General features: G+C 68.3%; 23 protein-coding genes. 16 read left to right on the top strand and 7 right to left on the bottom strand.

Features of this window, described 5'->3' with window-relative positions; genetic code table 11:
- From AWC16_RS15935 to AWC16_RS15925, 3 genes are all read right to left on the bottom strand, one after another.
- Positions 1-2,315, bottom strand: a 2,315-nt coding sequence (locus tag AWC16_RS15935) for a transglycosylase domain-containing protein (RefSeq protein WP_085265730.1), incomplete at its 3' end; no start/stop codon positions are given.
- A 534-nt stretch (positions 2,316-2,849) separates the two neighbouring features.
- Entirely contained in the window at positions 2,850-5,351 is a 2,502-nt protein-coding gene (locus tag AWC16_RS15930) for a transglycosylase domain-containing protein (protein WP_085265701.1), read from the bottom strand.
- Complete coding sequence (locus AWC16_RS15925; protein ID WP_085265700.1) at positions 5,344-5,769, bottom strand: DUF5318 family protein; 426 nt, start codon at positions 5,767-5,769, stop codon at positions 5,344-5,346. Before AWC16_RS15925 ends, AWC16_RS15930 begins: the two co-directional genes overlap by 8 nt.
- Before the next feature lie 111 nt (positions 5,770-5,880).
- Between AWC16_RS15925 and AWC16_RS15920 the strand changes: the two genes are divergently transcribed.
- From AWC16_RS15920 to AWC16_RS15880, 9 genes are all read left to right on the top strand, one after another.
- The gene (locus tag AWC16_RS15920) at positions 5,881-6,735 is read left to right on the top strand and encodes a DUF1707 SHOCT-like domain-containing protein (RefSeq protein ID WP_109561445.1); all 855 of its coding nucleotides are present in this window, start codon (positions 5,881-5,883) and stop codon (positions 6,733-6,735) included.
- Positions 6,736-6,865: 130 nt separating this feature from the next.
- Positions 6,866-7,408: a PadR family transcriptional regulator gene (locus AWC16_RS15915; protein ID WP_085265699.1), complete on the top strand. Its 543-nt coding sequence runs from the start codon at positions 6,866-6,868 to the stop codon at positions 7,406-7,408.
- A 76-nt stretch (positions 7,409-7,484) separates the two neighbouring features.
- Positions 7,485-8,576, top strand: a complete 1,092-nt coding sequence (locus tag AWC16_RS15910) for an inositol-3-phosphate synthase (protein WP_085265698.1) — start codon at positions 7,485-7,487, stop codon at positions 8,574-8,576.
- A gap of 57 nt (positions 8,577-8,633) precedes the next feature.
- The gene (locus AWC16_RS15905) at positions 8,634-9,509 is read left to right on the top strand and encodes an alpha/beta fold hydrolase (RefSeq protein WP_085265697.1); all 876 of its coding nucleotides are present in this window, start codon (positions 8,634-8,636) and stop codon (positions 9,507-9,509) included.
- A gap of 4 nt (positions 9,510-9,513) precedes the next feature.
- Positions 9,514-10,308 carry an LLM class F420-dependent oxidoreductase gene (locus AWC16_RS15900; protein ID WP_085265728.1) on the top strand — a complete coding sequence of 265 codons (795 nt, stop codon included), beginning with the start codon at positions 9,514-9,516 and terminating at the stop codon, positions 10,306-10,308.
- Positions 10,290-12,071 (top strand): ABC transporter substrate-binding protein/permease, encoded by a 1,782-nt coding sequence (locus tag AWC16_RS15895; RefSeq protein WP_085265696.1) that lies wholly within the window; start codon positions 10,290-10,292, stop codon positions 12,069-12,071. The genes AWC16_RS15900 and AWC16_RS15895 overlap by 19 nt, the downstream gene beginning before the upstream one ends.
- Positions 12,068-12,814 carry an amino acid ABC transporter ATP-binding protein gene (locus AWC16_RS15890; RefSeq protein ID WP_109561444.1) on the top strand — a complete coding sequence of 249 codons (747 nt, stop codon included), beginning with the start codon at positions 12,068-12,070 and terminating at the stop codon, positions 12,812-12,814. Before AWC16_RS15895 ends, AWC16_RS15890 begins: the two co-directional genes overlap by 4 nt.
- Before the next feature lie 58 nt (positions 12,815-12,872).
- Positions 12,873-13,385 (top strand): MarR family winged helix-turn-helix transcriptional regulator, encoded by a 513-nt coding sequence (locus AWC16_RS15885; RefSeq protein WP_085265695.1) that lies wholly within the window; start codon positions 12,873-12,875, stop codon positions 13,383-13,385.
- Positions 13,385-14,062 carry an SDR family oxidoreductase gene (locus tag AWC16_RS15880; protein ID WP_085265694.1) on the top strand — a complete coding sequence of 226 codons (678 nt, stop codon included), beginning with the start codon at positions 13,385-13,387 and terminating at the stop codon, positions 14,060-14,062. The genes AWC16_RS15885 and AWC16_RS15880 overlap by 1 nt, the downstream gene beginning before the upstream one ends.
- Before the next feature lie 67 nt (positions 14,063-14,129).
- Here the strand turns inward: AWC16_RS15880 and AWC16_RS15875 are convergent, their stop codons facing one another.
- Positions 14,130-14,801, bottom strand: coding sequence for a sensor domain-containing protein (locus AWC16_RS15875; RefSeq protein ID WP_085265693.1), 672 nt, complete (start codon positions 14,799-14,801; stop codon positions 14,130-14,132).
- Between the two features lie 47 nt (positions 14,802-14,848).
- Positions 14,849-15,511, bottom strand: coding sequence for a sensor domain-containing protein (locus AWC16_RS15870; RefSeq protein ID WP_165759242.1), 663 nt, complete (start codon positions 15,509-15,511; stop codon positions 14,849-14,851).
- 157 nt (positions 15,512-15,668) lie between these two features.
- Here AWC16_RS15870 and AWC16_RS15865 point away from each other — a divergent pair, with 157 nt between their 5' ends.
- The 5 genes from AWC16_RS15865 to AWC16_RS15845 are packed head-to-tail and all read left to right on the top strand — an operon-like array spanning position 15,669 to position 19,129.
- A complete protein-coding gene (locus AWC16_RS15865) occupies positions 15,669-16,379 on the top strand; it encodes a sensor domain-containing protein (RefSeq protein ID WP_165759241.1) in 711 nt (236 codons plus the stop codon).
- Positions 16,376-17,185, top strand: a complete 810-nt coding sequence (locus AWC16_RS15860) for a sensor domain-containing protein (protein WP_165759240.1) — start codon at positions 16,376-16,378, stop codon at positions 17,183-17,185. The genes AWC16_RS15865 and AWC16_RS15860 overlap by 4 nt, the downstream gene beginning before the upstream one ends.
- Positions 17,186-17,211: 26 nt before the next feature.
- A complete protein-coding gene (locus tag AWC16_RS15855) occupies positions 17,212-17,901 on the top strand; it encodes a sensor domain-containing protein (RefSeq protein WP_085265690.1) in 690 nt (229 codons plus the stop codon).
- A gap of 23 nt (positions 17,902-17,924) precedes the next feature.
- Entirely contained in the window at positions 17,925-18,542 is a 618-nt protein-coding gene (locus AWC16_RS15850; RefSeq protein WP_085265689.1) for a hypothetical protein, read from the top strand.
- Positions 18,539-19,129, top strand: coding sequence for a hypothetical protein (locus tag AWC16_RS15845; RefSeq protein ID WP_085265688.1), 591 nt, complete (start codon positions 18,539-18,541; stop codon positions 19,127-19,129). Before AWC16_RS15850 ends, AWC16_RS15845 begins: the two co-directional genes overlap by 4 nt.
- Before the next feature lie 251 nt (positions 19,130-19,380).
- Here AWC16_RS15845 and AWC16_RS15840 read toward each other — a convergent pair whose 3' ends face one another.
- Both AWC16_RS15840 and leuS read right to left on the bottom strand, forming a co-directional pair.
- Positions 19,381-20,892: a hypothetical protein gene (locus AWC16_RS15840; protein ID WP_234812298.1), complete on the bottom strand. Its 1,512-nt coding sequence runs from the start codon at positions 20,890-20,892 to the stop codon at positions 19,381-19,383.
- The gene (leuS, locus tag AWC16_RS15835; protein WP_085265724.1) at positions 20,889-23,756 is read right to left on the bottom strand and encodes a leucine--tRNA ligase; all 2,868 of its coding nucleotides are present in this window, start codon (positions 23,754-23,756) and stop codon (positions 20,889-20,891) included. The genes AWC16_RS15840 and leuS overlap by 4 nt, the downstream gene beginning before the upstream one ends.
- A 259-nt stretch (positions 23,757-24,015) precedes the next feature.
- On the opposite strand from leuS, the gene AWC16_RS15830 reads away from it, so the two are divergent.
- The gene (locus AWC16_RS15830; RefSeq protein ID WP_085265687.1) at positions 24,016-24,900 is read left to right on the top strand and encodes an LpqN/LpqT family lipoprotein; all 885 of its coding nucleotides are present in this window, start codon (positions 24,016-24,018) and stop codon (positions 24,898-24,900) included.
- 25 nt (positions 24,901-24,925) lie between these two features.
- Positions 24,926-25,372 (top strand): hypothetical protein, encoded by a 447-nt coding sequence (locus AWC16_RS15825; RefSeq protein ID WP_085265686.1) that lies wholly within the window; start codon positions 24,926-24,928, stop codon positions 25,370-25,372.
- The last annotated feature ends 13 nt before the right edge of the window (positions 25,373-25,385 follow it).

The raw sequence follows: 25,385 nt of genomic DNA, 5'->3' as shown, positions 1-25,385 counted from the left end.
TGTGGTGGGGGCGGCGGAGGCGGGAACGGCTCCGGCATCGGGAAGGCCGGCGGCGGAGGCGGCGGTGGCGGCGGCTCGTACCAGTCCTGTTGCGGCGGTGAGTACCACTCCGTCGGCGGCGGTAGCGGCGCCGACGCCGGCACCCCGGCGGACCCACCGATCTCGGTGGGCTTGGGGAACTGCAGGATCGGATCTCCCCACAGCGCGCCGTCCATGCTGGCCTTCCAGATGTCACCCGGAAGGCCCGCGCCGTAGACCGGCCCGCCCCACTTGTTGGTCAGCGGCTCGTCACCCTTGTCGGTGCCGACCCAGACCGCCGTCGACAGCGTCGGCGTGTAGCCGACCATCCAGGCGTCCCGGTTGGCGCCGGTGTTGCCGAGCTGGGTGGTGCCGGTCTTGGCGGCGGCGGGACGGCCACCGGCCAAGTCGTGCCCGCCCGAAAAACTGGGGATCGCCTTCATGGCATCGGTCACGTTATCGGCGACCGCTTTCGGGATACGCTGCTCGCCGCTGTCCTCGGCCGCGGCGATGTCGAAGAGCACCCGGTTGTCGGGCCCGACGACCTTCGCGATGAAGTGCGGCTTGTGGTACATCCCCGAGTCGGCCAGGGTGGCGTACGCCGACGCCATATCGATCACCCGGGTCTGGTACTGGCCCAGCACAATCCCGTTTTCGGGCGGCCCACCGCGGCCGTCCTCGGACAGCGTGTAGGGGACGCCCGGGAAACTCTTGGCGATCCCGGCGTCGTGCGCGGCTTCGGCGACGTCTTCGGGGCCGTGCTTGAGCTTGAGCATCAGCCGGTAGTACGACGTGTTCAGCGACCGCTTGAGGGCCTCGGCGATGTTACAGACACCGCAGCTGGCGCCGCCGACGTTGCTGATCTTGGTGCGGCCGACGGTCAGCGGTGCACTGTCGACCTGGTAGCCCAGTCCGATGCCCTGTTTGAGCGCCGCCACCAGGGCGAACACTTTGAACGACGAGCCGGTCTGCAAACCGGCCTGGGCGAAGTCGAAGCCGCCGGCCTCCGCGCCGCCGTAGTAGGCCACCACCGCGCCGTTGCGCGGGTCGATGGAGACCACCGCGGTCCGCAGGGCCGGCTTCTGCCCGGCCATGACCCCCTCGACCGCCCTCTCCACGGCCCGCTGCGCCTTCATGTCGATGGTGGTGGTGATCCGGAAGCCCTGCATGTTCAGCATCTGCTCGTCCATGTGGAACATGTCGAGCAACTCTTCGGTGACCTGGCGCTGAATCAGCCCGTTGGGCCCGGAGGCCTGGTCGGCGTTACGCGCCTGGTCCGGCGGGACCGTCGTCGGGAACATCTGCTTGGCCCGCTCGCTGAGCGTCAGGGCGCCGGTTTCGACCATGCCGTCGAGTACCCAGTTCCAGCGGTCCACAGCCAGGTCCCGGTTGAACGCGGGGTCCAGCGTCGACGGGCGCTGGATCATCGCTGCCAGCAGCGCACCCTCGGAGACGGTCAGTTCCTCGACCGGTTTGTCGAAGAACGCCCGCGCCGCCGCGGCGATCCCGTAGGCGGTGCGTCCGAAGTAGATGATGTTGAGGTAGGCCTCCAGCACCTCGTCTTTGGACCACACCTCGGACATCTTGGTGGCGATGACGAGCTCTTTGCCCTTGCGGACCACTCCCCGCACACCGGCCCGTTCGGATCCGACCAGCGCGTTCTTCACATACTGCTGGGTGATGGTCGAAGCGCCCTGGGTGTCACCGCCGAGCAGGTTGTTCTTCACCGCCCGGAAGACCCCCGAGAAGGAGTACCCGGAGTTGGTGTAGAAGTCGCGGTCCTCGGCGGCCAGCACCGCGTCGCGCACGTGGACCGGCACCTGGTCGATCTTGATATCGATGCGGTTGCCTTCCGGCGGAACGATTCTCGCCAATTCGGTGCCGTCGGCGGCGACGATCGTCGACACCTGGTTGGTGTGCATGTCGCCGGGTTGGGGAACCTCGACCGTGTGGTAGGCCATGGCGAAGGTGACCACCGGGGCCACCAGCATGGTCGCGGTGGCGGCGTACAGACCGCGCCGGATCCAGGCCCAGTTGACCCGCCGTCGCGAACCCGCCTCCTCCTCGTCGTCGGGGTCAGCAGGTGAATCGGCAAGCGCTTTGGCGGGCGGGCTCGGCTTCAGCCGGTCCAGGGCCGCCCTGACCATTTCGAGGGGATCCGGCTCCGGCTCCGGCACTGCGGGAACCTCGTAGACGATCTTGTCCGCGACATCGTCGGGGACGGTGACCGGAGCTTTGGCCAGGTCCTCCTCGACCGGAGCGCTGGCCGGATTCTCCTCGACCGGAGCGCTGGTCAGATCCTTGTCCGGCGCGGCTGCCGGAGCCTTCTTCGCCGGAGCCTTTCTCGCCGGAGCCTTTCTCGCCGGAGCCTTCTTCGCAGTCTTGGCGGGTGCCTTCTTGGCGGGCGTCTTCTTCACGGCTTTCGCCGGAGCCTTCTTCGCGACCGCTTTCTTGACGGCTTTCGCCGGAGCCTTCTTCGCGGCCGTCTTCTTCTCGACCTTGGCCGGTGCCTCTACCGGTGCCTCGACCGGCGAGTCGTTCGCCTCGACAATCTCAGCGACCGACGGTCGGTCACCGACCGTCGAGCGTTCGTCATCAGCGCTGTCCGCCTCCGGCGCTGTCGGACCCTGGCCTCTCACTGGCTCGCGGGGCGTCCCCGCAGGTAAGAACCGGGCTTTCGAGTCTCGCCCCTTGCAGTCGGGGCGCAGCCCATTGCGGCAGTCGGCGAAGTGCTCTGCACGTCTTCATCCCCCCAGCGTCGCTGCAGTCGCATGGACAACAGAGTACTTCCGCGGACCGCGGTGACAAGTTGAAACCGGGTCACAAAGGCGCTACGGCACCGGGGGCGGCGGTTCCCCGGGCGGCGGCGCCGCCGGCTCGGGAGCCTGCGGCGGAGCCGGTGCCTGCGGCGCGGGTGGCGCCTGCGGCGGAGGCGGCCCGGCCGGGATCGTGGTGGGCGGACCGATCGGGATGGTGATGCCCGGCGCTATCTCGATCGTCGGCTGGATAACGGTCTCCGACGGCGGAGGCGGCGGGCCGTAGTCCTGCGGCGGAGGCGGCGGTGCGGCCGGAACGCCGGCGTAGCCGCCGATCTCGGTGGGCGTGGGGAAGGATTCGTTCGGGGTGCCCTGCAGGGCGCCGTCCATGGTGGCCTTCCAGATGTCAGCCGGAATGCTCGCGCCGTACACCGGGCCGCCCCACTGATTCACCAGAGGCTCGTCGCCCCCGGTGGTGCCCACCCACACCGCCGTCGACAACGACGGTGTGTAGCCGACCATCCAGCCGTCCCGGTTGGCTCCGGTGTCGCCCAGCTGCGTGGTCCCGGTCTTGGCCGCCGACGGCCGTCCCCCGGCCAGATTGTGCCCGCGCGACCAGCCGGCGATGGGCTGCATGGCGGCGGTGACGTTGTCGGCGACCGCCTTGGAGATGCGCTGCTCGCCGGTGTCTTCGGCGGTCTGCGCGTCGAAGAGCACCTGGCCGTCGGCGCTGACCACCTTCTGCACGAAGTGCGGCGGGTGGTAGACGCCGGAGTCGGCCAGCGTCGCGTACGCCGATGCCATGTCGATGACCCTGGTCTGGTACTGGCCCAGCACGACGCCGCCTTCCGGCGGACCGCCGTCCTGCGACAGGGTGTGCGGCACACCGGGGAAGCTCTTGGCGACGCCGGCCTGATGCGCCGCGTCGGCGACGTCCTGCGCACCGTTCTTGAGCTTGAGCATCAGCCGGTAGTAGGCGGTGTTCAAGGAGCGTTTGAGCGCCTCGGCGATGTTGCAGACCCCGCAGCTCTCGCCCTCGGCGTTGGTGATCTTGATCCGGCCGTTCTCGACGGTCAGCGGTGAACTGTCGATCTGATAGCCCAGCCCGATGCCCTGCTCGAGCGCGGCCACCAGCGCGAACACCTTGAACGACGACCCGGTCTGCAAACCCGCCTGGGCGAAGTCGAAGCCCGCCGCATCCGAGCCCCCGTAGTAGGCGCGCACCCCGCCGTCGCGCGGGTCGATGGACACCACCGCGGACCGCATGTTGGGGATCTGGTCCTTGAGGTAGGTGGTCACAGCTTCCTCGGCGGCGTCCTGCGCCTGGGGATCGATGGTGGTGGTGATCTGCAGACCCTGGGTGTTCAGGGTCTGCTCGTCGATGTTGAACAGCTCCAGCAGTTCCTGGGTGACCTGCCGCTGGATCAGCCCGTTGGGGCCGGTGGTGATGTTGCGCGAACGAGCCAACTCGGGCGACACCGTCGACGGAAACTCCTGGGTGGCACGCTCACCGGCCGTCAGCGCACCGGTCTCCACCATGCCGTCGAGCACCCAGTTCCACCGTTCGAGAGCACCTTCGGGATCCACGGCGGGATCTAGCGTGGACGGCCGCTGAATCAGCGCCGCCAGCAGCGCCCCCTCGGCGACATCGAGGTGCTCGACGGGCTTGTCGAAATAGGCCTTGGCCGCCGCGGCGATCCCGTAGGCGCTGCGGCCGAAGTAGATGATGTTCAGGTAGGCCTGCAGCACGTCGTCCTTCTGCCACGCGCTGGACATCTTGGTGGCGATCACGAGTTCTTTGGCCTTGCGGACCAACCCGCCCATCCCGGCCCGCTCGGACCCGACCAAAGCGTTCTTGACGTACTGCTGAGTGATGGTCGAGCCGCCCTGGGTGTCGCCGCCGAAGAGGTTGTTCTTGATCGCGCGAGCGAAACCCGACACCGAGAATCCCGGGTTGGAGTAGAAGTCGCGGTCTTCGGCGGCCAACACCGCGTTACGCACGTAGACCGGCACCTGGTTGATGTCGATGTCGACGCGGTTGCCTTCCGGCGGAATGATTTTGGCGAGCTCCGACCCGTCGTTGGCCAGGATGGTCGACACCTGATTGGTCCGGATGTCACCCGGCGAGGGCACGTCGGTGATGGAGTAGGCCATCGCGAACGTGATCACCGGCAGCAGCAGCATGACCGCCGCGGAGATGTAGAGCCCGCGCCGGATCCATCTCCAGTTCGGCGGGTGCTGACGCAGCCACTCCAGCGGATTGGGCGCGACGGGCCGATCGGCGTCGTCGGAACGCTCGGGACGCCGCGGCGGCTCCTCGGGGGGCGCCGCCTTGTCCCGGGGCGGCTCGCGCCGCGGGATGCGGCCGCTCAGCGTCTGCTCGCGTTGCCGGGGCTCTCCGTCGAGGGCCGCCTTGACCGCGTCGATCGGGTCGCGCAGGTCGGCGGTCACGGCGTCATCGACCGCCGGAATGATCGCGGTGAGCCGGTCGTCCGGCCCGGCCGGCGGGCGCTGGCCGCCGCCATCGGAGGGCCCGGTCGAGCCACCATCCGACCGGTCGTCGTGGTGTTTACTCACTGGCGGTACGGGCTCCGCTGCGTGCCGTCCGCCGACCGCGGGATCCTTTGGGCGGGCGCGCGATACCCAGTACGTATGACTTCACCAGATGATTCCAGCTGCAGGTCCGGCACACCTCGACCACGTGCACCGAGAACTCCGGGTAGCGGGTGGCCAGCAGTACCAGTTCCTCGGCGGAACGCGCCGAACCCGACACCGCACCCAGGTGATCGCCGTACACCCACGACACCAAGGTGAGCTGCTCCTTGCGGCAGATCGGACAGACCACGGCACTCTGCTTGCCGTGGAACTTCGCAGCCCGAAGCAGATACGGGTTGGCGTCGCACACTTCGGAAACCCCGGTGCGCCCGGAGTAGACCTCGGCCAGCAGGGAACGGCGCCGAAGCGCGTAGTCCACTACCTGTCGCTGCAATCGCACGGTGACCAGAGTACGTCGGGTGCCTGCGGACCGTGGTGATGAACGCCCCTATCCCGCGTGACGGGCAGATTCGGGAGTCCTGCGGCGTCGAGTTCTTCTACTATCGTCGCCGTGGCAACGCGGCAGACATCCGGAACCCGGGCCAAGGACAGCGATCGGGACGACGTCTGCCGAATCCTGGACAACGCCCTGGCTGAGGGGCAGTTGTCCAGCGCCGAACATCGGGAGCGGGTCAGCGCGGCAACCCGTGCTGTCACGCTGGGCGATCTGCACGCCCTGGTCACCGATCTACAGACCGCGAGCGCACCGGTGAAACTGCCGACGCTGAGCAAACCCACGAAGTTCAGCGTCCGCGGCGTCGGCCTGACCGCGCTGGCCGCTCTGGGCGCGGCAGTGCTGTTGGGGATGGGCCTCGGCTGGGGGGTCTACGGAAACACCAGCTCCCCGCTGAACTTCACCTCCGACCCCGGTGCCAAGCCCGACGGCGTCACGCCGGTGGTGCTCACCCCGCCGCGGCAGCTGCACTCGCTGGGCGGACTCAGCGGCCTGCTGGAACAGGCCCGTGCCAAGTTCGGCGACACCATGGGCTACCGGCTGGTGGTCTACCCCGAGTACGCGTCCCTGGAACGGCCCGATCCCACCGAGCCACGCCGCCAACTGAGTTACCACTACCGCGGCGGCTGGGATGACCCGTCCACCTCGGCCAGGAGCAGCGGCGACACGGAATCGGTCAACCTGGCCGGGTTCGACCTGAAGGCCGCGGTGGGGATTCTGCGGGGAGCCCCCGAGACGCTCGGAATCAAGCCCACCGAGGTCAAGAACACCTACCTGATCATCGGCCCGGCGAAGGATCCGACGGCGCCGGGGGCGGTGTCACTGTCGGCGTACGTTTCCAGCGATTACGGCAGCGGCTACATCGCGTTCGCCGGTGATGGAACTATCAAGCGCGTCAATTACCCTTCTTGAACCGCTGAACTGCCCGTTTCGGGGATCTGAATAGCGAGCGAACAGTAGCGACTTGGGATCGGTTATATCGGCGCGATACTATGGCGCGAACCGTCGACCGGTCGTAGCTGATCATCACAGGAGGTGACTCGTGCTGGAGCTTGCCATTTTGGGCTTGCTGCTCGAGTCGCCGATGCACGGCTACGAGCTCCGGAAGCGGCTGACCGGTCTGCTGGGTGCGTTCCGGGCGTTCTCCTACGGCTCGCTGTACCCCGCGCTGCGGCGCATGCAGGCGGCCGGGATGATCGCCGAAGACGCCGCGCCGGCGGGGACCCCGGTGCGCCGGGCCCGCCGCGTATACCGGCTGACCGACGCCGGTCGTCAGCGTTTCAACGAGCTGGTGGCAGACACCGGCCCGCAGAACTACACCGACGACGGCTTCGGAGTCCACCTGGCGTTCTTCAACCGCACCCCCGCCGAAGCGCGGATGCGGATCCTGGAGGGCCGCCGCCGGCAGGTGGAGGAACGCCGGGAAGGCCTGCGTAACGCGGTGACCCGGGCCAGCAACTCATTGGACCGCTACACCCGCCAACTGCACCAGCTCGGGCTGGAATCCAGTGAGCGGGAGGTCAAGTGGCTCAACGAGCTGATCGCGGCCGAACGGGTGTCGCAGGGCCGGGCCGAACAACCTTGATCCTGCCGGACGCGGGCATCGGGACAACACAACACAGCACGTCAGCAGTGCAAGCAGAAAAAGGAGAGCGTCGGATATGACTGAGCAAACGACGGATGTGCGGGTCGCCATTGTCGGCGTCGGTAACTGCGCGTCCTCGCTGGTCCAAGGCGTGCAGTACTACCAGAACGCCGACGACAGTTCGACGGTGCCCGGTCTGATGCACGTGCGCTTCGGTCCGTACCACGTCCGCGACGTGAAGTTCGTCGCCGCGTTCGACGTGGACGCCAAGAAGGTCGGCTTCGACCTCTCGGAGGCCATCTTCGCCTCGGAGAACAACACCATCAAGATCGCTGACGTGCCGCCGACCAACGTGGTGGTGCAGCGCGGCCCGACCCTCGACGGCATCGGCAAGTACTACGCCGACACCATCGAGGTCTCCGACGCCGAGCCCGTCGACGTGGTCGCGGCGCTGCGGGAGGCCAAGGTCGACGTGCTGGTCTCCTACCTGCCGGTGGGCTCGGACGACGCCGACAAGTTCTACGCCCAGTGCGCCATCGACGCCAACGTCGCGTTCGTCAACGCGCTGCCGGTGTTCATCGCCTCCGACCCGGTGTGGGCCAAGAAGTTCGCCGATGCCGGCGTTCCCATCGTCGGTGACGACATCAAGAGCCAGGTCGGCGCCACCATCACTCACCGGGTGATGGCCAAGCTGTTCGAGGACCGCGGTGTCACCCTGGACCGCACCTACCAGCTCAACGTCGGCGGCAACATGGACTTCAAGAACATGCTCGAGCGTGAGCGGCTGGAGTCCAAGAAGGTGTCCAAGACCCAGGCCGTCACCTCCAACCTGACCGGTTCGCTGGCCGGCAAGGTCGAGGACAAGAACGTCCACATCGGCCCGTCCGACCACGTGGCCTGGCTGGATGACCGCAAGTGGGCCTACGTGCGGCTGGAGGGCCGGGCCTTCGGTGACGCCCCGCTGAACCTGGAGTACAAGCTCGAGGTGTGGGACTCGCCGAACTCGGCCGGCATCATCATCGACGCGGTGCGGGCGGCCAAGATCGCCAAGGACCGCGGCATCGGCGGCCCGATCCTGCCGGCCTCGGCGTACCTGATGAAGAGCCCGCCCAAGCAGCTGCCCGACGACGTCGCGCGCGCCGAACTCGAACAGTTCATCGTCGGCTAGACGTTCACTCTGCGCCCAGGGCGTGACCGACTCGCACTTCTACGCCATGGACGCAGAGTGAGCGAGGAAACACCTGACGAGTTCGCGTTCCTGAGCGGCAACGCCGAACAGGCCGGCGTGGCCGGTCCGCTGCCAACCGTGCAGCGCATCCAGGCCGGCGACACCAGTGCGCTGCGCTGGGGGACCGCCCCACCGCGTGTGGTGTTCCTGCATGGCGGCGCGCAGAACGCCCACACCTGGGACACCGTCATCGTCGGGCTGGGTGAGCCCGCGCTGGCCGTAGACCTGCCCGGCCACGGCCGCTCCGCCTGGCGCGACGACGGCGACTACTCACCCCAGCGCAACGCCGCCGCCCTGGAGCCGGTGCTGCGTGAGCTGGCGCCGAGGGCCGAGTTGGTGGTCGGTATGTCGCTGGGCGGGCTGACCGCGATCCGGTTGGCGGCCACCACACCGGACCTGGTCCCCCGGTTGGCGATCGTGGACGTCACTCCTTCCGCGCTGCAGCGGCACGCACAGATGAGCGCCGCCGACCGCGGGACGGTGGCTTTGGCCCAGGGCGATCGGACCTTCCCCGATTTCGAGTCGATGCTGGCCGTGACGGCAGCGGCGGCGCCGCACCGGGATCCGGAGTCGCTGCGGCGCGGCCTGTTCCACAACACCCGCCGGCTGCCGGACGGCCGCTGGACCTGGCGCTACGACACCATCCGCACCGTCGGCGACTTCACCCCGCTCTGGGCCGATGTCTCGGTGGTCTCCGCGCCGACCACCTTGATCCGCGGCGGTGCTTCGGGGTTCGTGACCGAGGAGGATGTCGCCGAGTACGCGCGGCGCTCGCCGGGCCTGACGACCCACGTCGTGGCCGGTTCCGGACATTCTGTGCAAAGTGATCAACCCCGCGCGCTGGTCGAACTGCTGCGCGCGGCGTTACCGTGACGACGTGAGCCGTCCCAGGATCGGTGTACAACTACAACCCCAGCACGCCCCGCGCTATCGCGCGATCCGCGACGCCGTCCGGCGCTGCGAAGACCTCGGCGTCGACATCGCCTTCAACTGGGATCACTTCTTCCCGCTCTACGGCGACCGCGACGGCCCGCACTTCGAATGCTGGACCATGCTGGGCGCCTGGGCTGAGCAGACCTCGCGGATCGAGATCGGTGCGCTGGTGTCGTGCAACTCCTACCGCAACCCGGAGCTGCTCGCCGACATGGCCCGCACCGTCGATCACATCGGCGACGGCCGGCTGATCCTGGGCATCGGCTCGGGCTGGAAGCACCGGGACTATCGCGAATACGGATACGAGTTCGGTACCGCCGGCAGCCGGCTCGATGATCTGGCCGCCGCGCTGCCAAGGATCAAAAGCCGCCTGGCACAGCTCAATCCGCCGCCCACCCGGCCTATCCCGATGCTGATCGGAGGCGGCGGCGAGCGCAAGACGCTGCGCCTGGTCGCCGAGCACGCCGACATATGGCACAGCTTCGCCGACGCCGACACCTACCCGCACAAAGCGGCGATCCTCGCCGAGCACTGCGCCGCCGTTGGACGCGATCCCGCCACAATCGAACACTCCGCCGCTCTGGGTGGCGACCAGACCCGCGGCAGCGTGGCCGACCTGCTCGCCGAGGCCGACGCGTTGACCCGACTCGGGGTGCGGCTGCTGACCATCGGCAGCAGCGGACCGGACTATGACCTGAGCGCCGTCGAGGCGCTGTGCCGATGGCGCGACCAGCAGTAAGGCTGGCGGCGTTGGTCGCCACCGTGCTGATCGTCGGCGGCCTGGCGGCGGTCCCCCCGGCCGGGGCGGCCCCCGAGCTGTGCGCCCCTCCCGGGGAGCAGGCCGCGGTGACGCTGCCGCTCAAGCTGGCCACCGCCAAGCGCCCGCGCGAGGACAAATACACCACGGCCGGCGTCGACCCGCTGAGTTCGATCGACATCAGCAAGCTACGGCTGGGCACACCGGGCGTGCTGACCGTCGGCACCCTGACCGAGAGCCCCCCGACCAACTGCATCAACGCCAAAGGCCGTTACAGCGGATTCGACAACGAACTGCTGCGGGCCATCGCCAAGAAGCTGGGCCTGCGGATCCAGTTCGTCGGCACCGACTTCTTCGGGCTGCTGGCCCAGGTGGAGTCCGGACGCTTCGACGTCGGGTCGGCGTCGATCAACGCCACCGAAGAACGCCGTCGCACAGTCGGTTTCACCAACGGCTACGACTTCGGCTACATGGCGCTGGTGGTTCCGGCGGGGTCGGGAATCACCGGGTTCGACAACCTGACCGACGGACGCCGCGTCGCGGTGGTCCAGGGCACCGTGGAGGACGCCTACGTCGTCGACACCCTGGAAGTCGAACCCGTGCGGTTCCCCGACTCCATCACGCTCTACGCCAGCCTGAAAAGCCACCAGATCGACGCGTGGGTGGCGCCGTCGCTGACCGCGCTGAACCTGCTGCGGCCCGGCGACCCGGCGCAGATCGTGGGCTACACGTTCAGCCCGGCCGGCTTCGAGGCGTTCGCGGTGGCCAAGAACAACCAACCTCTGATCAACGCGTTGAACTCCGGTCTGGATGCGGTGATCGAGGACGGCACCTGGCCGCAGCTTTACACCGACTGGGTGCCGCGACCGCTGCCGCCGGACTGGCAGCCGGGGTCCAAGTCGGCACCCACCCCGCACCTGCCGGACTTCGCCGCGATCGCCGCCCGTCACCACAAGCCCGAGGCCGAGCCGTACGCGCCCAAGTCGATGCTGGCGCAACTGCGCGACTCCTTCTTCGACTGGCAGCTGTACCGGCAGGCGCTGCCGGACCTGCTCAAGACGGGCCTGCCCAACACCGTGCTGCTAACTTTGAGCGGCGGCGCCATCGGCTTGGTGGCCGGGCTGGGGCTGGCCGTGGCCGGGCTCTCCCGCAGCCGATGGCTGCGCTGGCCGGCCCGGATCTACACCGACATCTTCCGGGGCCTGCCCGAGGTGCTGATCATCCTGCTCATCGGCCTGGCGGTCGGACCGCTGGTGAGCGGGCTGACCCACAACAATCCGTACCCGCTGGGGATCGCGGCACTGGGGCTGACCGCCGCGGCCTACATCGGGGAGATCCTGCGTTCGGGCATCCAGAGTGTGGAGTCCGGTCAGCTGGAGGCCTCGCGCGCACTGGGTTTCGGCTACCCGGCCGCGATGCGCCTGGTGGTGATTCCGCAGGGCATCCGCCGGGTGCTGCCGGCGCTGGTCAATCAGTTCATCGCGCTGCTGAAGGCGTCGGCGCTGCTGTACTTCCTGGGCCTGGTCGCCGGCCAGCGGGAACTGTTCCAGGTGGGCCGCGACTACAACGCCCAGACCGGCAGCCTTTCGCCGCTGGTGGCCGCCGGCATCCTCTACCTCGCGCTGACCATCCCGCTGACGCACCTGGTGAACGTCGTCGACCACCGGTTGCGGCGCGGCAGGCCGGCCGAGGCCGACGATTCCGTCGAGCTGAGCCCGGCGATCTCAAGTCAGGAGATGACGTGACGGTCGACTCCTCCGCTGGGCCGGTGTCTCTGGCGGCCAAAGGAATCCAGTTGTCCTTCGGCAGGCATCAGGTGTTGCGGGGAGTCGACCTCGACGTGCCCGCGGGCTCCACCGCGGCGGTGATCGGTCCCTCCGGCTCGGGCAAGTCGACCATGCTGCGGACCTTGAACCGGCTGCACGAGCCCGACGGCGGCGACGTCCTGCTGGGCGGCCGATCGGTGTTGGCCGACGACCCGGACCTGCTGCGCCAGCGGATCGGGATGGTGTTCCAGCATTTCAACCTGTTTCCGCACCGCAGTGTGCTGGACAACATCACCTTGGCCCCGCGCAAGCTGCGCGGTATGTCCGACGACGCCGCACGCGAACTCGCGCTGGGGCTCCTGGAGCGGGTCGGGCTGAAGAACAAGGCGGCGGCCCGCCCGGCGGCGCTGTCCGGCGGCCAGCAGCAGCGGGTGGCGATCGCGCGGGCCCTGGCGATGCAGCCGCAGGTGATGCTCTTCGACGAGGCGACCTCCGCTCTGGACCCGGAGTTGGTGAAGGGCATCCTGGCGTTGATCGCCGAACTCGGCGCCGACGGCATGACGATGGTGGTGGTCACCCACGAGATGGGCTTCGCGCGGTCGGCGTCGGACACCGTCGTTTTCATGGACCGCGGCATGGTCGTCGAATCCGGCCCGCCGGATCAGATCTTCGACAACGCCGAGACCGAGCGGCTGCAGAAGTTCTTGTCCCAGGTGTTGTGACACCGACCTTCGCCGACCTATCACCCCTAGTGGGGGCCGCCGGTTAGACTGGCGAACTATGACGGAGGGCACGGCCGACACGTCGCAGGTGCCGGCGATCGCGGAGAGCTTGCACCGCTCGCTGTCCAGACTGTTCTCGATACTGCGACGCGGCGACATCAGCGGGGGCACCCCGACCGGCGAGTTGACCCTGGCTCAGCTGTCGATCCTGATCACCCTGCTGGACCGCGGCCCCATCCGGATGACCGAGCTGGCCGCCCACGAGCGGGTTCGCACTCCCACCACCACGGTGGCGATCCGCCGCCTGGAGAAGATCGGTCTGGTCAAGCGCAGCCGGGATCCCTCTGATCTGCGGGCGGTGCTGGTCGACATCACCCCGGAGGGCCTGGCGAGTCACCGCGAGTCGCTGGCCAACCGGCACGCCGCCCTGGCGGCGATGCTGAGCAAGCTCAGCCCGGAGGACCTGGACACGCTGACCCGTGCGCTGGAGCCGCTGGAGCGGCTGGCCACCTGTGATGCGATCGAAGCGGCCGCCGCCGACGGGGCGGGCTGCCCCGTGGACTGCGGTTGATGCCGACCGCCCTGATCACCGGTGCCGGCGGCGGAATCGGATCAGCGATAGCGGCGGCCCTGGCCCCCACCCACACGCTGCTGCTGGCCGGCCGGCCGTCGGCCCGCCTGGACGCGGTGGCGGAGCGGCTCGGCGCCACCACCTGGCCGCTGGATCTCACCGACATCGACGGGATGGAGGCGGCCACCGAGATCGTCGACGAGCTCGACGTGCTGGTGCACAACGCCGGGGTGATGCTGCCCGGCTCGGCCGGAGAGTCCTACATCGAGGAGTGGCGGGCCACCTTCGAGGTCAACGTGTTCGGCGCGGTTGCACTGACGCTGGCGCTGCTACCGGCATTGCGGGCGGCTCGCGGGCAGGTCGTGTTCATCAACTCCGGGGCCGGACAGCGGGTTTCCGCCGGCATGGCCTCGTATTCGGCAAGCAAGTTCGCACTGCGGGCGTTCGCCGACTCGCTGCGCAATGACGAGCCGGCCCTGCGGGTCACCACGGTCTACCCCGGCCGCGTCGACACCGACATGCAGCAGGCCCTGGTCGCCTATGAGGGCGGCGAGTACGACCCGGCCCGATTCCTGCGGCCCGAGACCGTTGCCGAGGTGGTGGCTGCCGCGGTGCGCACCCCGCCGGACGGGCATCTGCAGGAAGTGGTGGTCCGGCCGGGCACCAGCAATTCCTAGTTCCGGATAGCCTGCCGACACCCCCACTGCGGTGCGGCGCAACGTGACATTCGCTGAAGCGCGTGGGTCAGCCGCTGATCCCGGCCCGAACCTGGTCGGCGACCCTGACCGCCTGGTCGGAGATCAAGCCGGTGGTGCACGCCAACACCTCGATGGACGCGTTGGCTTTGCCGGTGATCACGTGCGAGCAAGTCGAGTGATCGGACACCCGGTTGGTCCGCACCGCGAAACCGTTGGCGGTCTCCGAGGGGGTCTGCACGTACCATTTCTCGTCGTCCTGCCCGGCCAATGTCAGGTTGACCTCGTCGCCGGCGCAGTTCTGCCAGGACTGGGCGGTCTCGCTCACGAACGACGTCGCGGCTTCCTCGGTGGGGAACGCCGCGATGGCCGTCGTCACCCGCACCCGGACCGGGCCGGTGGTGTCGCTGGTCAGCGTCTGGATGTCGATCCCCCGGTGAGAACTGCCCCGATAGGCCGATTCCGTCCCGGGATAGACCGCCCCGACGCAGGACCGCTCGGTGGACACGTAATTCTGCAGGTTGGTCGAACGGTCGGTCACGGTCAGCGACGGGTTGCGCAGGCCCGGCCCGGCGAACAGGTCGTTGACCGCCGCGGGGCCAGGCTGCAGGGCAGCGAGGTCACCGGCATCGACCGGAGCGGCGACCGCCGGTGCGGCGAGCACCAGCCCGGCCGCGGCGATAACGGTGGCGAACATGCCGAGGTTGTGCGAATCGCACATGGGGAGCGGGCCTTTCGTCGACGTGGTTCGAGAGGTTTCGGGGGCGGCTAGCCGAGGTTCCGGACGATCTGCGAACGCAGGCTGCGTCCCTTGCCGCCGGGGTTGGTGTCGTTGCACAGCCGGACATCGACGATGTAGTTGTTCTTCGCCTGCAGCACCCGTTCGCAGCCGGCGCTGCCCTTCATCGGGTTGACGAACAGGGTGGCGAACAGCTCCAGCCCGCCCGCGGTGACCACGCCGGCCTTCAGGTCAGAGGTCATGCCGTTGGTGTATTCGGCAGTGAACGGCGTGCCCTTGCAGCTTTTCCAGATGGCCGCCTGGTCGTTGAGGTAGGTCTGCGCCGCCTTGGCGTCGGCGAATTCGGCGACGGCCTGCACCACGTTGGGGGTCACCTCGCCGCCAGGCTGCCGCAGGGTCTGCACAACGATGTCGGTATACCCCGAGCCCTCGTAGCCCGCCGCGGATCCGGGTGCATACACGGCCGCGCAGTTGGCCGGCGCCGTGGTCGGAGCGGTCATCGGGTGGGTACCGGATTCGGCACTGATCACCTGCATCGGGGCGTCCATCCGCTGGCTGACCTCATCGGCGGGAACCAGCACGTCGGCGAGGTCCACCGGCTTGGGAGCCGCCTGCGCGACCGTGCCGTCCAAACCGGCTAATGCGGCACCGATCAACGCCACCGCAGACACCGCGACTACCTGAATACGCATCGCAAACCATTCCGTTTCGCCGTGTTGATGTTCCCCCGAACCGGCGGCTGGGGCTGAACGCATGTTATCCGGAGTTCGCCGCACACCCCACCGACGGCTTGCCCGATGTGGTTCCATCGATAACCGAACCGCCCAACTCCAACGCGAAGGACGTGCAATGCAACGGGATGACACCGGCCGGTGTATCGGTTATCTGGCGCTCGCGATTGCGACCTGCGCCGCCGGGGCGCTCACGGTGCTGCCTGGCCCGGCTTCGGCCACCCCCGGCGCCCCCGGGATCGACACCATCACCACCGTCGACCTGGCCGCCCTGCAACTCACCTCGGAAGATGCGGCGCCCATCGTGAAATGGCCGTCCGACCCGCCGTCGGAGCTGACCGTGTACAAGACCCAGACCCAGCCCGTCGCCGGTTCGGCGGGCACCTCCGACGCACAGTGCGCCACCGCGGTCTACGCCGGGCTGGACAGCACCTACAACGGCAGCGGGTTCACCGGACTGAACTACCAGGAACTCACCGGATTCGGTTCCAAGAACAGCTATTCGGTGGTCTCGGTGGCATCGAGCTACGACGACGAGCACGCCGCGACCAACATGGTCGCCAACACCATTCAGAAGTGGAACGACTGCAACCGCAAGAAGGTGACCGGGGATGTCAGCGGGTCGACCGAGACGCGGACCGTCAACAACGTGGTCTCCACACCGGACGACATCTACCTCGTCAACAACATCACCGACGGCGGCGCCTGCTCGCATGCCATGACCTCGCAGCGCAACGTGGTCGTCGAGGTGTCGGCGTGCCGAACCAATATCGGCCTGGTCAAGCAGGGCCTCCAGCTGGCCAACAAGATGCTGGTCAAACTGCCGTGACGAGCCGGCTTATCGCAGCCTGCTGTGTCGGGTTGACGGCGTGGACCCTCGCCGGCTGCGCCGGCGACGACCCCGACCAGGACGCCGCCGCGGCGGTGACGCCCGCCGCCCCCGCCGCCGAGCCCAGCGTCCAGCAAGATCCAACGGCTCCACCGGTGCCCGCTGCCGCTCCGAGTGTGCCCCGAGAGCCAACGCCGACCCCGGTGGCCGGGCCCCGTTTGGTGACGCCGGGCAAGCTCAGCGCGCTGTTGGTGCCCATCGAGGAGCTGAACGATCTGGTCGGCGCGAAACTGGGCTTCGAGACCGTGTTCACCAGGCCGGGTGCGCCGGCCGGTGGGCTGGGCGACAAATCGGGATGCGCGGTGCTGTTCGGCTCAAATACCGACAGCTACGCCAACGAGTACACGGCGTTCCGGCGCCAGAGCGTACGAGACGGCGAGGACAGCTCCCAGTACTTCGTCGCCCAGGAGGTGGCCACCTTCGCCGATGTCGCCACCGCGCGGGAGAACTTCGGCAAGGCCTACGACAAGAACGCCCTGGCCGGCTGCGACGGCGCCGTCGTGCACCGCCAAGGCGACGATGACCGCATCAAGTGGCGGCTCAACCTGACCGGTATCACCGCCGACACAGCCCGGTGGACGCTGACCCAATACGCCGACGACAAACCCGACGACTGGATCTGCGCGCACGAGGCACGAACCCGCAGCAATGTCGAATTGGCCGTCACCGTATGCCAATTCGGCAACGCCGCACCGGCCGCGACAGCGATCGGCAACCAGATCACCGACTGGATTCCACAACCGTGAACGCCACGCGAAGGGATGGGGCAGCCATGCAGGCACCGCAGGGACGGCTTTTCGGGGTCAGCGTCGCGTGCCTGGGCGTGCTGCTCGCCGGATATCTTCCGGTCGCCGCAGCCGACTCGACCGAGGCGACTGTGCCTGCCGGAAAGGTCGAGTCACTGCTGTTGCCCAGCGAAGCGATCGGCGACATCGTCGGCGTGACATTCGACTGGCAGAAGACCAACCGGCGCCCCTACAAGTCGGATGACCTGGGCAAGGACTCCGCGTGCGCCCTGCTGACCGGTCCAGACGTCGAAACCTTCGGACGGGACTACACCGGCTACCGATTCCAGGCTGACCGGGACAACGCCGAGAACTGGGAGTTCACCGTTCAACAGCGGGTGGCCGCCTACGCCGACTCCGACACGGCGACCCGGGCCTTCGGCAAGGCGTTCAACAAGGGTGTCATGGCCAAGTGCAACGGCACCATCGCCGCGATCAAAGGCAACACCAAGGCGCAGTGGCGGTTCCGGATCCAGACGATCAGCCCCACCGCCGCACGGTGGGTCGAGGATCAACTCGTGAACGAGGAGCCCATCGGCTACGGCTGCTCGAACGTCGCGGGGGTGACTCGCAACGTGCTCTACAGCGCGAAGGTGTGTCAGTACGGCAACGGCGGGCCCGCCGCGGCCACTATGGCCGAACGCATCACCACGCAGGTGGCAGGCGTACGGGCCTGAGTCGAACGGCAACTCCAGGATCGATGGTTCCCAACAACGTCAAGTCCCGCATCGCATCGCTCGGCCAGTGGCTGCGCGGCGAACTCAACCGTCTGAAGCTGCGTCAACTGCGCACGGTTGCGGCCGGATTGATCCTGGCCGTTGCCGGCCTTTTCGGAGGGTTGGACACCGTCGACACCGGGCCCACGGTGTTCGCCGCCGACGAAGCGCACAGCGACGGTGAGTTCACCCTCACGGTCGCCCGCGCCACCGTGGTCGACGAGCTGCGCGCCGGACGCCGGACCATCGCGCCGGCCCAACCCGGCTTCCGCTACCTCGGCGTGGTGAGCACCGTGCGCAACGACGGGACGATCCCGGGCCGGTTGCTCGGCGAAATGCAGCTGCGCGACCAACCGCAAAGCACCTCCGTCGGGGTGTTTCGCCTGGCCGACGGCTCCCCCATCGCCCAGCTCGGGCCGGGGCTGGAGGAGAATCTGGTCTTTGTGTGGCGGGTACCGGACAGCGCGATTCATCCCGACCTCCACGTGACGCTACGAGTCGCGCAGAAGCGCTTCGCCGAGCTGCTGGTCACCTACGGCAAGGACTGGGTGGACAGCTCGACCGACTATGCCGAGATCACCCTGCCGGTGACCATCAAATGAGCGCGCCGGTCCGGCGATCACGCCGCGGACTCCCCGTCCTGGCCGTGGCGCCGATCCTGGTCGCCGCCACACTGCTGTGGCAACACCTTCCCGACAGCACCCTGGTCTACGGGCCGTTCGACGTCCACGGCCGGTTCGGTGTGGAGACCAGCGGTCGGACTTTGGCGGTCACCGTCGACGACGTGCAGCTGACGCGGGAGGTCCAGGGTTCCGCACGGTGGTCGAATCCGCCGCCGGTCACCGCGGCCGGCAGATGGGTGGTGGTGCGGGCGTCGGTGACGGCGACCCAGCAGACCGTACGACCCAACGTGGAGCTACGGGTGGGCCCCAACACCTACCGGCCTTCGGATCGGTTCCCCAGCTACACGTTGAGTTCCCGGGCCGACCCCGGGATCACCCAGCACGGCAGCTGGGTGTTCGACGTGGCGCCGGAGTTGTTCGACCCGCCCGGTGCCGATCCGGTCGAACTGCGGGTGTGGCCGGGACTCGACGAGCGCCTGGACAACCGGTTGGTCATCGACCTGCGCGGGCACCTGGAAACCCGCTCCGACACCGTCATGGTGGTGACGCCCGAGGTGACCGGATGACCGCCCCCACCCTCACACTGTGGCAGCGCAACCTGATCGGTCTCGCGGTGGCCGGTGTCGCCGCAGCGGTCCTCGGTGTGACGGACCTGTACCCGCACTGGTCGGCCTACCACGCGCGAGTCACCCCCGCCGTGCTGGTCGCCAAGGGCAACACGGCCACAGCGTACGGCCAGACGTGGCGGCTCGGCACTGTTCACCACCTCAACGCGGTGCCACACGCCCCCACGGTGACGCTGCCCACCCACACGGCGCTAGCCGTCGTCACGATCGAGCGGGCCGGTACGCCACCACCCGGGGAATGCACCGCCGTCATCACCGACGGGAGGCGTCGTTGGCAGACCGCGGCCATCGGAAATGGAGCGCCACTGATCGACGGCGCCACCGACCGGTGCAGCAGGACCGGGCCTTTGCAACTGAGCTTCCTGCTGCCCTCCGACGCTGTGCCCACCGCCGTAGACCTGATTGCCACCGACGGGGCCATCCTGCTGCGAATCACCTTGTGATCCAGTGATTTCACCACTCAAAGCCGGCAGGTTGGCGCGGCGTACGCAGTAGGCGAACATTGCGGCGATAAGCGTTATCCGCAGCGGTTGCACAATCAGCTGTGAGGCCAGGCTCATGGTGCCGCCGAAGGCCGACCAGAACTCCGGTCCGTGCGGCCCGAGAAGCTTCGCCATGCCCCGGAACAGGTAGCCCTCGGTCAACTGGGTGCGATAGAAGCTTCCCCTCATGTCCAGCCATGCCAGCACGAGATACGCCAGCACGTAACCCGACAGGCCTATCGGGCCACCATGCAGGATCAGCCGGGCCGCGTCGACGATCGGCCCGAACCGCCCGGTCTTCGACTTTGCGTACTCCGACGCCCGGGACCGCAGCTGTTCGGGTGTCTGGCGCCAGCGCTGGGTGATCCCAGCCGCTGCTTCACCGGAGCGATTGGGCCTCCGCAGCATGGTGGGCCAGTCGATCTGTGTCGACACCCCGTAGACGATCCCGGCCGCGGCCAACCACATCAGCGGCACCGCGGCACCACCGAACGCCGTCCGCAGCAGCCACATAGCACCCTTCCATAGCGCTCCCAGCGGCTCGATGTGGGAGAACGCATCAGCGCGAACATTGTCGAACCAGACCACCAGCCGGCGGTGACTGAACCATTCGCCCGGTTTGATCAGGACGGTGATTCCGGCCGCCAAGGAGAAGGTCAGCACCAGGAACACCCACAATGCGTCGACGTAGACCCGCACGGCGGTCAGCGCTGCCGGCAGCCGACTACTGAAGTGCGACAGCAGGAATCGGGACGCCAGCGCAAGGCCGACCACCACCCAGGTGATCCGCGAGATCGGCAGCAGTTCGACGTTGATGCCGCTCATCGCGTCCGCGACCCGGTAATTGAGTACCAACCGCTGATAGGCCAGCCAGTCTTCCTTGAACATCTGCCAGCCGAGGTAGATCGCGAAGAACGGCACGATCACGCTTGTGAACATGTCCACGCTGCGCAGCGACCGCCGCGGCAGCGTCGCCAGCGCTGGAATTCCTGGGCGCAGCACCAGAAACATCGCCACGTACGAACCCAGCTGCGCCAACCCGGCGCAGGGCATGATCAACGCCGCCCACAGCGGATTGCTGTGCCCCGCCCAGGCCGCCGCGGCGATCACCACGCGGCGGATGACCACCCCGGCGAGGTAACACGCAGCCAGCTGCGGCCAGTACCGCCACCACAACGTGAAGGGCGTCAGTAGGTTCCGCAGCACCGGCATCGTTGTCATACCACCAGGTTCACCAGGCGGCCGGGCACCACGATCACCTTCTTCGGCGTGGCACCGGAAAGGAAGGCCTGCACCTTCTCGTCGGCCAGCGCGGCGGCCTCGATCGCATCGGTGCCCGCGTCGGTGGCCACCGTGACCAGTCCCCGCTTCTTGCCGTTGACCTGTACCGGGTAGTCGACGGTGTCGGTCACCAGATACGCCGGGTCGGCCACCGGGAACGGTCCGTGCGCCAGCGAGGACTCGTGGCCGAGTCGCCGCCACAGTTCCTCGGCCAGGTGCGGTGCCAGCGGTGCGAGCATCAGCGCCAGCGGCTCGACCGCCGCGCGCGGGACCCCGTCACGGTGCTCCTTGGTCAGGTGATTGGTGTACTCGATCAGCTTGGCTGCGGCGGTGTTATTGCGCAGTGCCGCATAGTCTTCCGACACCCCGACGATGGTGCGGTGCAGCAGCCGCAGCGTCTCGGTGTCCGGCTCGGTGTCGAGCACCCGGCTGTCGCCGGTCTCCTCGTCGACGATCAGCCGCCACACCCGCTGCAGAAAACGATGTGCGCCGACAACGTCTTTGGTGGCCCACGGCCGCGACATCTCCAGCGGGCCCATCGACATCTCGTACACCCGCAGGGTGTCGGCGCCGTAGCTGTCGCAGATCTCGTCGGGCGACACCGAATTCTTCAGGCTCTTACCCATTTTGCCGAATTCGGCGAAGACCTCCGTGTCGCCGTCCGGGCCGGGCAGGAAGAACTTTCCGTCGCGTTCCACCACGTCGGCGGCCGGCACATAAGATCCCCGCGCGTCGGTGTAGGCGGCAGCCTGAATGTAGCCCTGGTTGACCAGGCGCCGGTAGGGCTCGCGCGAGCTGACGTGGCCGAGGTCATGTAACACCTTGTGCCAGAAGCGGCAGTACAGCAGGTGCAGCACCGCGTGCTCGACGCCGCCGACGTAGACGTCCACTCCGCCGGGATCCTCGGGTCCGTGTTCGGCCGGCCGCGGACCCATCCAGTAGGCCTCGTTCTCCGGGGCGCAGAACTGTTCGGTGTTGTGCGGGTCGGTATAGCGCAACTCGTACCAGGAGCTGCCCGCCCACTGCGGCATGACATTGGTGTCGCGGGTGTAGGACGCCAAGCCGTCACCGAGATCCAGGTCGACATGCACCCAATCGGTCGCTTTGGCCAGCGGCGGTGAGGGTTCGCTGGCGGCGTCGTCCGGATCGAACAGCACCGGCGAGTAGTCCCCGACGTCGGGCAGCTCAACCGGCAGCGCTGCGGAGTCCAGCGGGTGCGGGCGCCCGTCGGCGTCGTAGACGATCGGGAACGGCTCACCCCAGTACCGCTGCCGGGCGAACAGCCAGTCCCGCAACTTGTATTCGATGCGCGCCCAGCCGCGGCCCTGTGCCTCCAGCCGCTGCGTCATCGCCTTCTTGGCGTCGTCGACGGTCATGCCGTCCAGCGGGCCGGAGTTGACCAGCGTGCCGTCGCCCGCGTAGGCGGCTTCCGAGATGTCTCCCCCGGCAATGACTTCGATCACGGGCAGGCCGAACTCGGCGGCGAATTCCCAGTCCCGCTGATCGTGTCCCGGCACGGCCATGATGGCGCCGGTGCCGTAGCCGGCCAGCACGTAGTCGGCGATGAAGATCGGCACCTGCTGGCCATTGGCCGGGTTGGTGGCGTAGCTGCCCAGGAAGACACCGGTTTTGGTCTTGTTCTCCTGGCGTTCCAGATCGGACTTCGCCGCGATCGCCTTCCGGTAGTCGGCGACGGCTGAAGCAGGGGTGGCGGCTCCGAAGGTCCAGTGTTGATCGACCCCGTCCGGCCATTCGGCAACGGTGAGGCGGTCCACCAGGTCGTGCTCGGGCGCCAAGACCAGGTAGCTGGCGCCGAAGAGCGTGTCCGGACGGGTGGTGAACACCTCGATGTCCACCGCGTCACCGCCGGTGGTGGCCGCGCCGAACAACGCCGCCGCGCCGGTGGAGCGCCCGATCCAGTTGCGCTGCATGGTCTTGACCTTCTCCGGCCAGTCCAGCAGGTCGAGATCGTCGAGCAGCCGATCGGAGTAGGCGGTGATCCGCATCATCCACTGCCGCAACCGCTTCCGGAACACCGGGAAGTTGCCGCGGTCACTTCGCCCGTCGGCGGTGACCTCTTCGTTGGCCAGCACGGTACCCAGCCCCGGACACCAGTTGACCATCGAGTCCGAGCGGTAGACCAGCCGGTGGCCGTCGATGATGTCGGCGCGCTCACCGGCCGACAGCTGCGCCCAGTGCCGACCGTCGTCGAGTGTGCGCGTGCCCGCGTCGAATTCGGCGACCAACTCCGCGATCGGGCGGGCCTTGTTCGCGCTGGTGTCGAACCAGGCGTTGTAGATCTGCAGGAAGATCCACTGCGTCCACTTGTAAAAGTCGACGTCGGTGGTAGAGAAGCTGCGACGGCGGTCATGGCCGAGCCCGAGACGCCGCAGTTGCCGGCGGAAGTTCTCGATGTTGGCCTCGGTGCGGATGCGCGGGTGGGTTCCGGTCTGCACCGCGTACTGCTCGGCGGGCAGACCGAACGCGTCGAAGCCCAACGCGTGCAACACGTTGTGCCCGGTCATCCGAAAGTAGCGGGCGTAGACGTCGGTGGCGATGTAGCCGAGCGGGTGGCCGACATGCAGGCCGTCACCGGACGGGTAGGGAAACATGTCCTGGACGAACATCTTGTCGGCGGGCACGGCCGAGCCGTCCGCCGGTGCCAGTGAGCCGACCGGGTTGGCGACGTTGAAGGTCCCGGCCCGGTCCCAGTGTTCCTGCCAGGACTCTTCGATACGCCCGGCCAGCGCCGCGTTGTAGCGATGCGGGGGCACCTGGTCGCTGTGTTCAAGCGGCGGTCCCAGCTTCGCCTCTCCTCCGTCGAGCCTCGCTGAACCGCCGGGGTCGCCAGGTACCTGAGTGGTCGGGGCTTCGTTCACCTCAACAGGGTAAAGGGCGGCGTTCGCCGGGCCGCTCGCCACAGCTTGGTATCGGTTGCATTGCGGGCCGATCAGGGCTTCGTTCCAGGTCGGTTGCGGCCCTGGCGGGGCCCTTACCGGCTGGTTACCGTCGTTTCACGGCCGGGCCAGCGTTGCCCCGCCCGCCCCGGAAGGACCCCTGGAGATGACGAACACCGTGCGCCGCTGGCGGCTACTGGTCGGCTGCGCCGCCCTCGTGGCGGCGGGCTGGGGCGGTATCCCCGCCGTCTCGGCCGATCCGCTGGTCCCGGTCCCGCCGAACCCCTACGGCCCGGCCGCCCAACCCGCAGCAGCACCGGTGACCGCCCCGCTGCCGGCGGCACCCCGGCCGGCAGCTCCCGGCCCGGCGCTGCCTGCCCCGGCCGTCGCACCGCCGGCGCCGCCGAACGGCCTGGTGCCGGCCACCTCCGGCACGTTGCGCGACTACTTCGCGGCCAAGAAGGTGCAGATGGAGCCGCAGCAGGCCGCGAATTTCACCGCGTTCAACATCACCCTGCCGATGCCGGCGGGCTGGACCCACGTCCCCGACCCGAATGTTCCCGACGCGTTCGCCGTCATCGCCGACCGGCACAGCGGGTCGCTGTACACCCCCAACGCGCAGGTCGTGGTCTACCGCCTGAACGGGCAGTTCGATCCGAAGGAAGCGATCACCCACGGATTCGTCGACAGCCAGACGCTGATGGCCTGGCAGACCACCAACGCCTCCCTGGAGGACTTCAACGGGTTCCCCTCCTCGATCATCGAAGGCACCTACCGTGACGCCGACATGACCCTGAACACCTCCCGGCGTCATGTGATCGTCCCCGTCGACGACGCCGCCTACCTGGTCTCGCTGACCGTGACCACCGGCGCCGGCCGCGCCGTCGGCCACGCTCCGGCGACCGACGGGATCGTCAACGGCTTCAGCGTCACTCCAAACGGCGTCACTCCACGCGGCGTGGCGCCGCCCGGCGTCGCCCATCTGCCCGCTGCTCCCCACGGGGCAGGCGCCACGCTCCCGGCGCAACCCCAGGTGGGCACCGCCGGCTGACAACCCGGCTCGTATTCTGGAGCCCATGTTGATCGTGGGTGTTCTGTGCCTGGTTGCGGCGCTGGTATCGCTGGTGTTCGGTGTGCGAACCCTGGCGCGGCCGCTGACCGGTGACCCCGAGCAGCTGGTGCTGCGTGCGGTTGCACCCGCGCAGATCGCGGTCGGGGCGATCCTGGCGGCGGGCGGTGTGCTGGTGATCTTCGCCCCGCCCTCGGTGGGACTGCTGGCACTGATCATCTCGGTCACCGGAGCGCTGGGAACGCTGGCCGCCGGAGCCTGGCAGGGCGCCCGCTACGCGGCGCGCCTGTCCGCTCAAGCCCAGGCGGCCGAAGCCGCCGGCTGTGGGTCCGGCTGCTGTTGTGGCGACAGTGCACCCGCCGAGGAAACCGGCTGCGGAGCGGGCTGCGGTTGCGCGGACAACGCCCCGCCGGAGCCGGCCTCCGGGTGCGGCAGCGGGTGCGGCTGCTCCTGACGCCGGCGGCGCC

This window comes from Mycolicibacter longobardus (assembly GCF_002102265.1).
In the GTDB taxonomy this organism is placed as follows: Bacteria; Actinomycetota; Actinomycetes; order Mycobacteriales; family Mycobacteriaceae; genus Mycobacterium; species Mycobacterium longobardum.
Note: the sequence above shows the minus strand (reverse complement) of the source record. Positions and strands in the feature narration are given on the sequence as shown.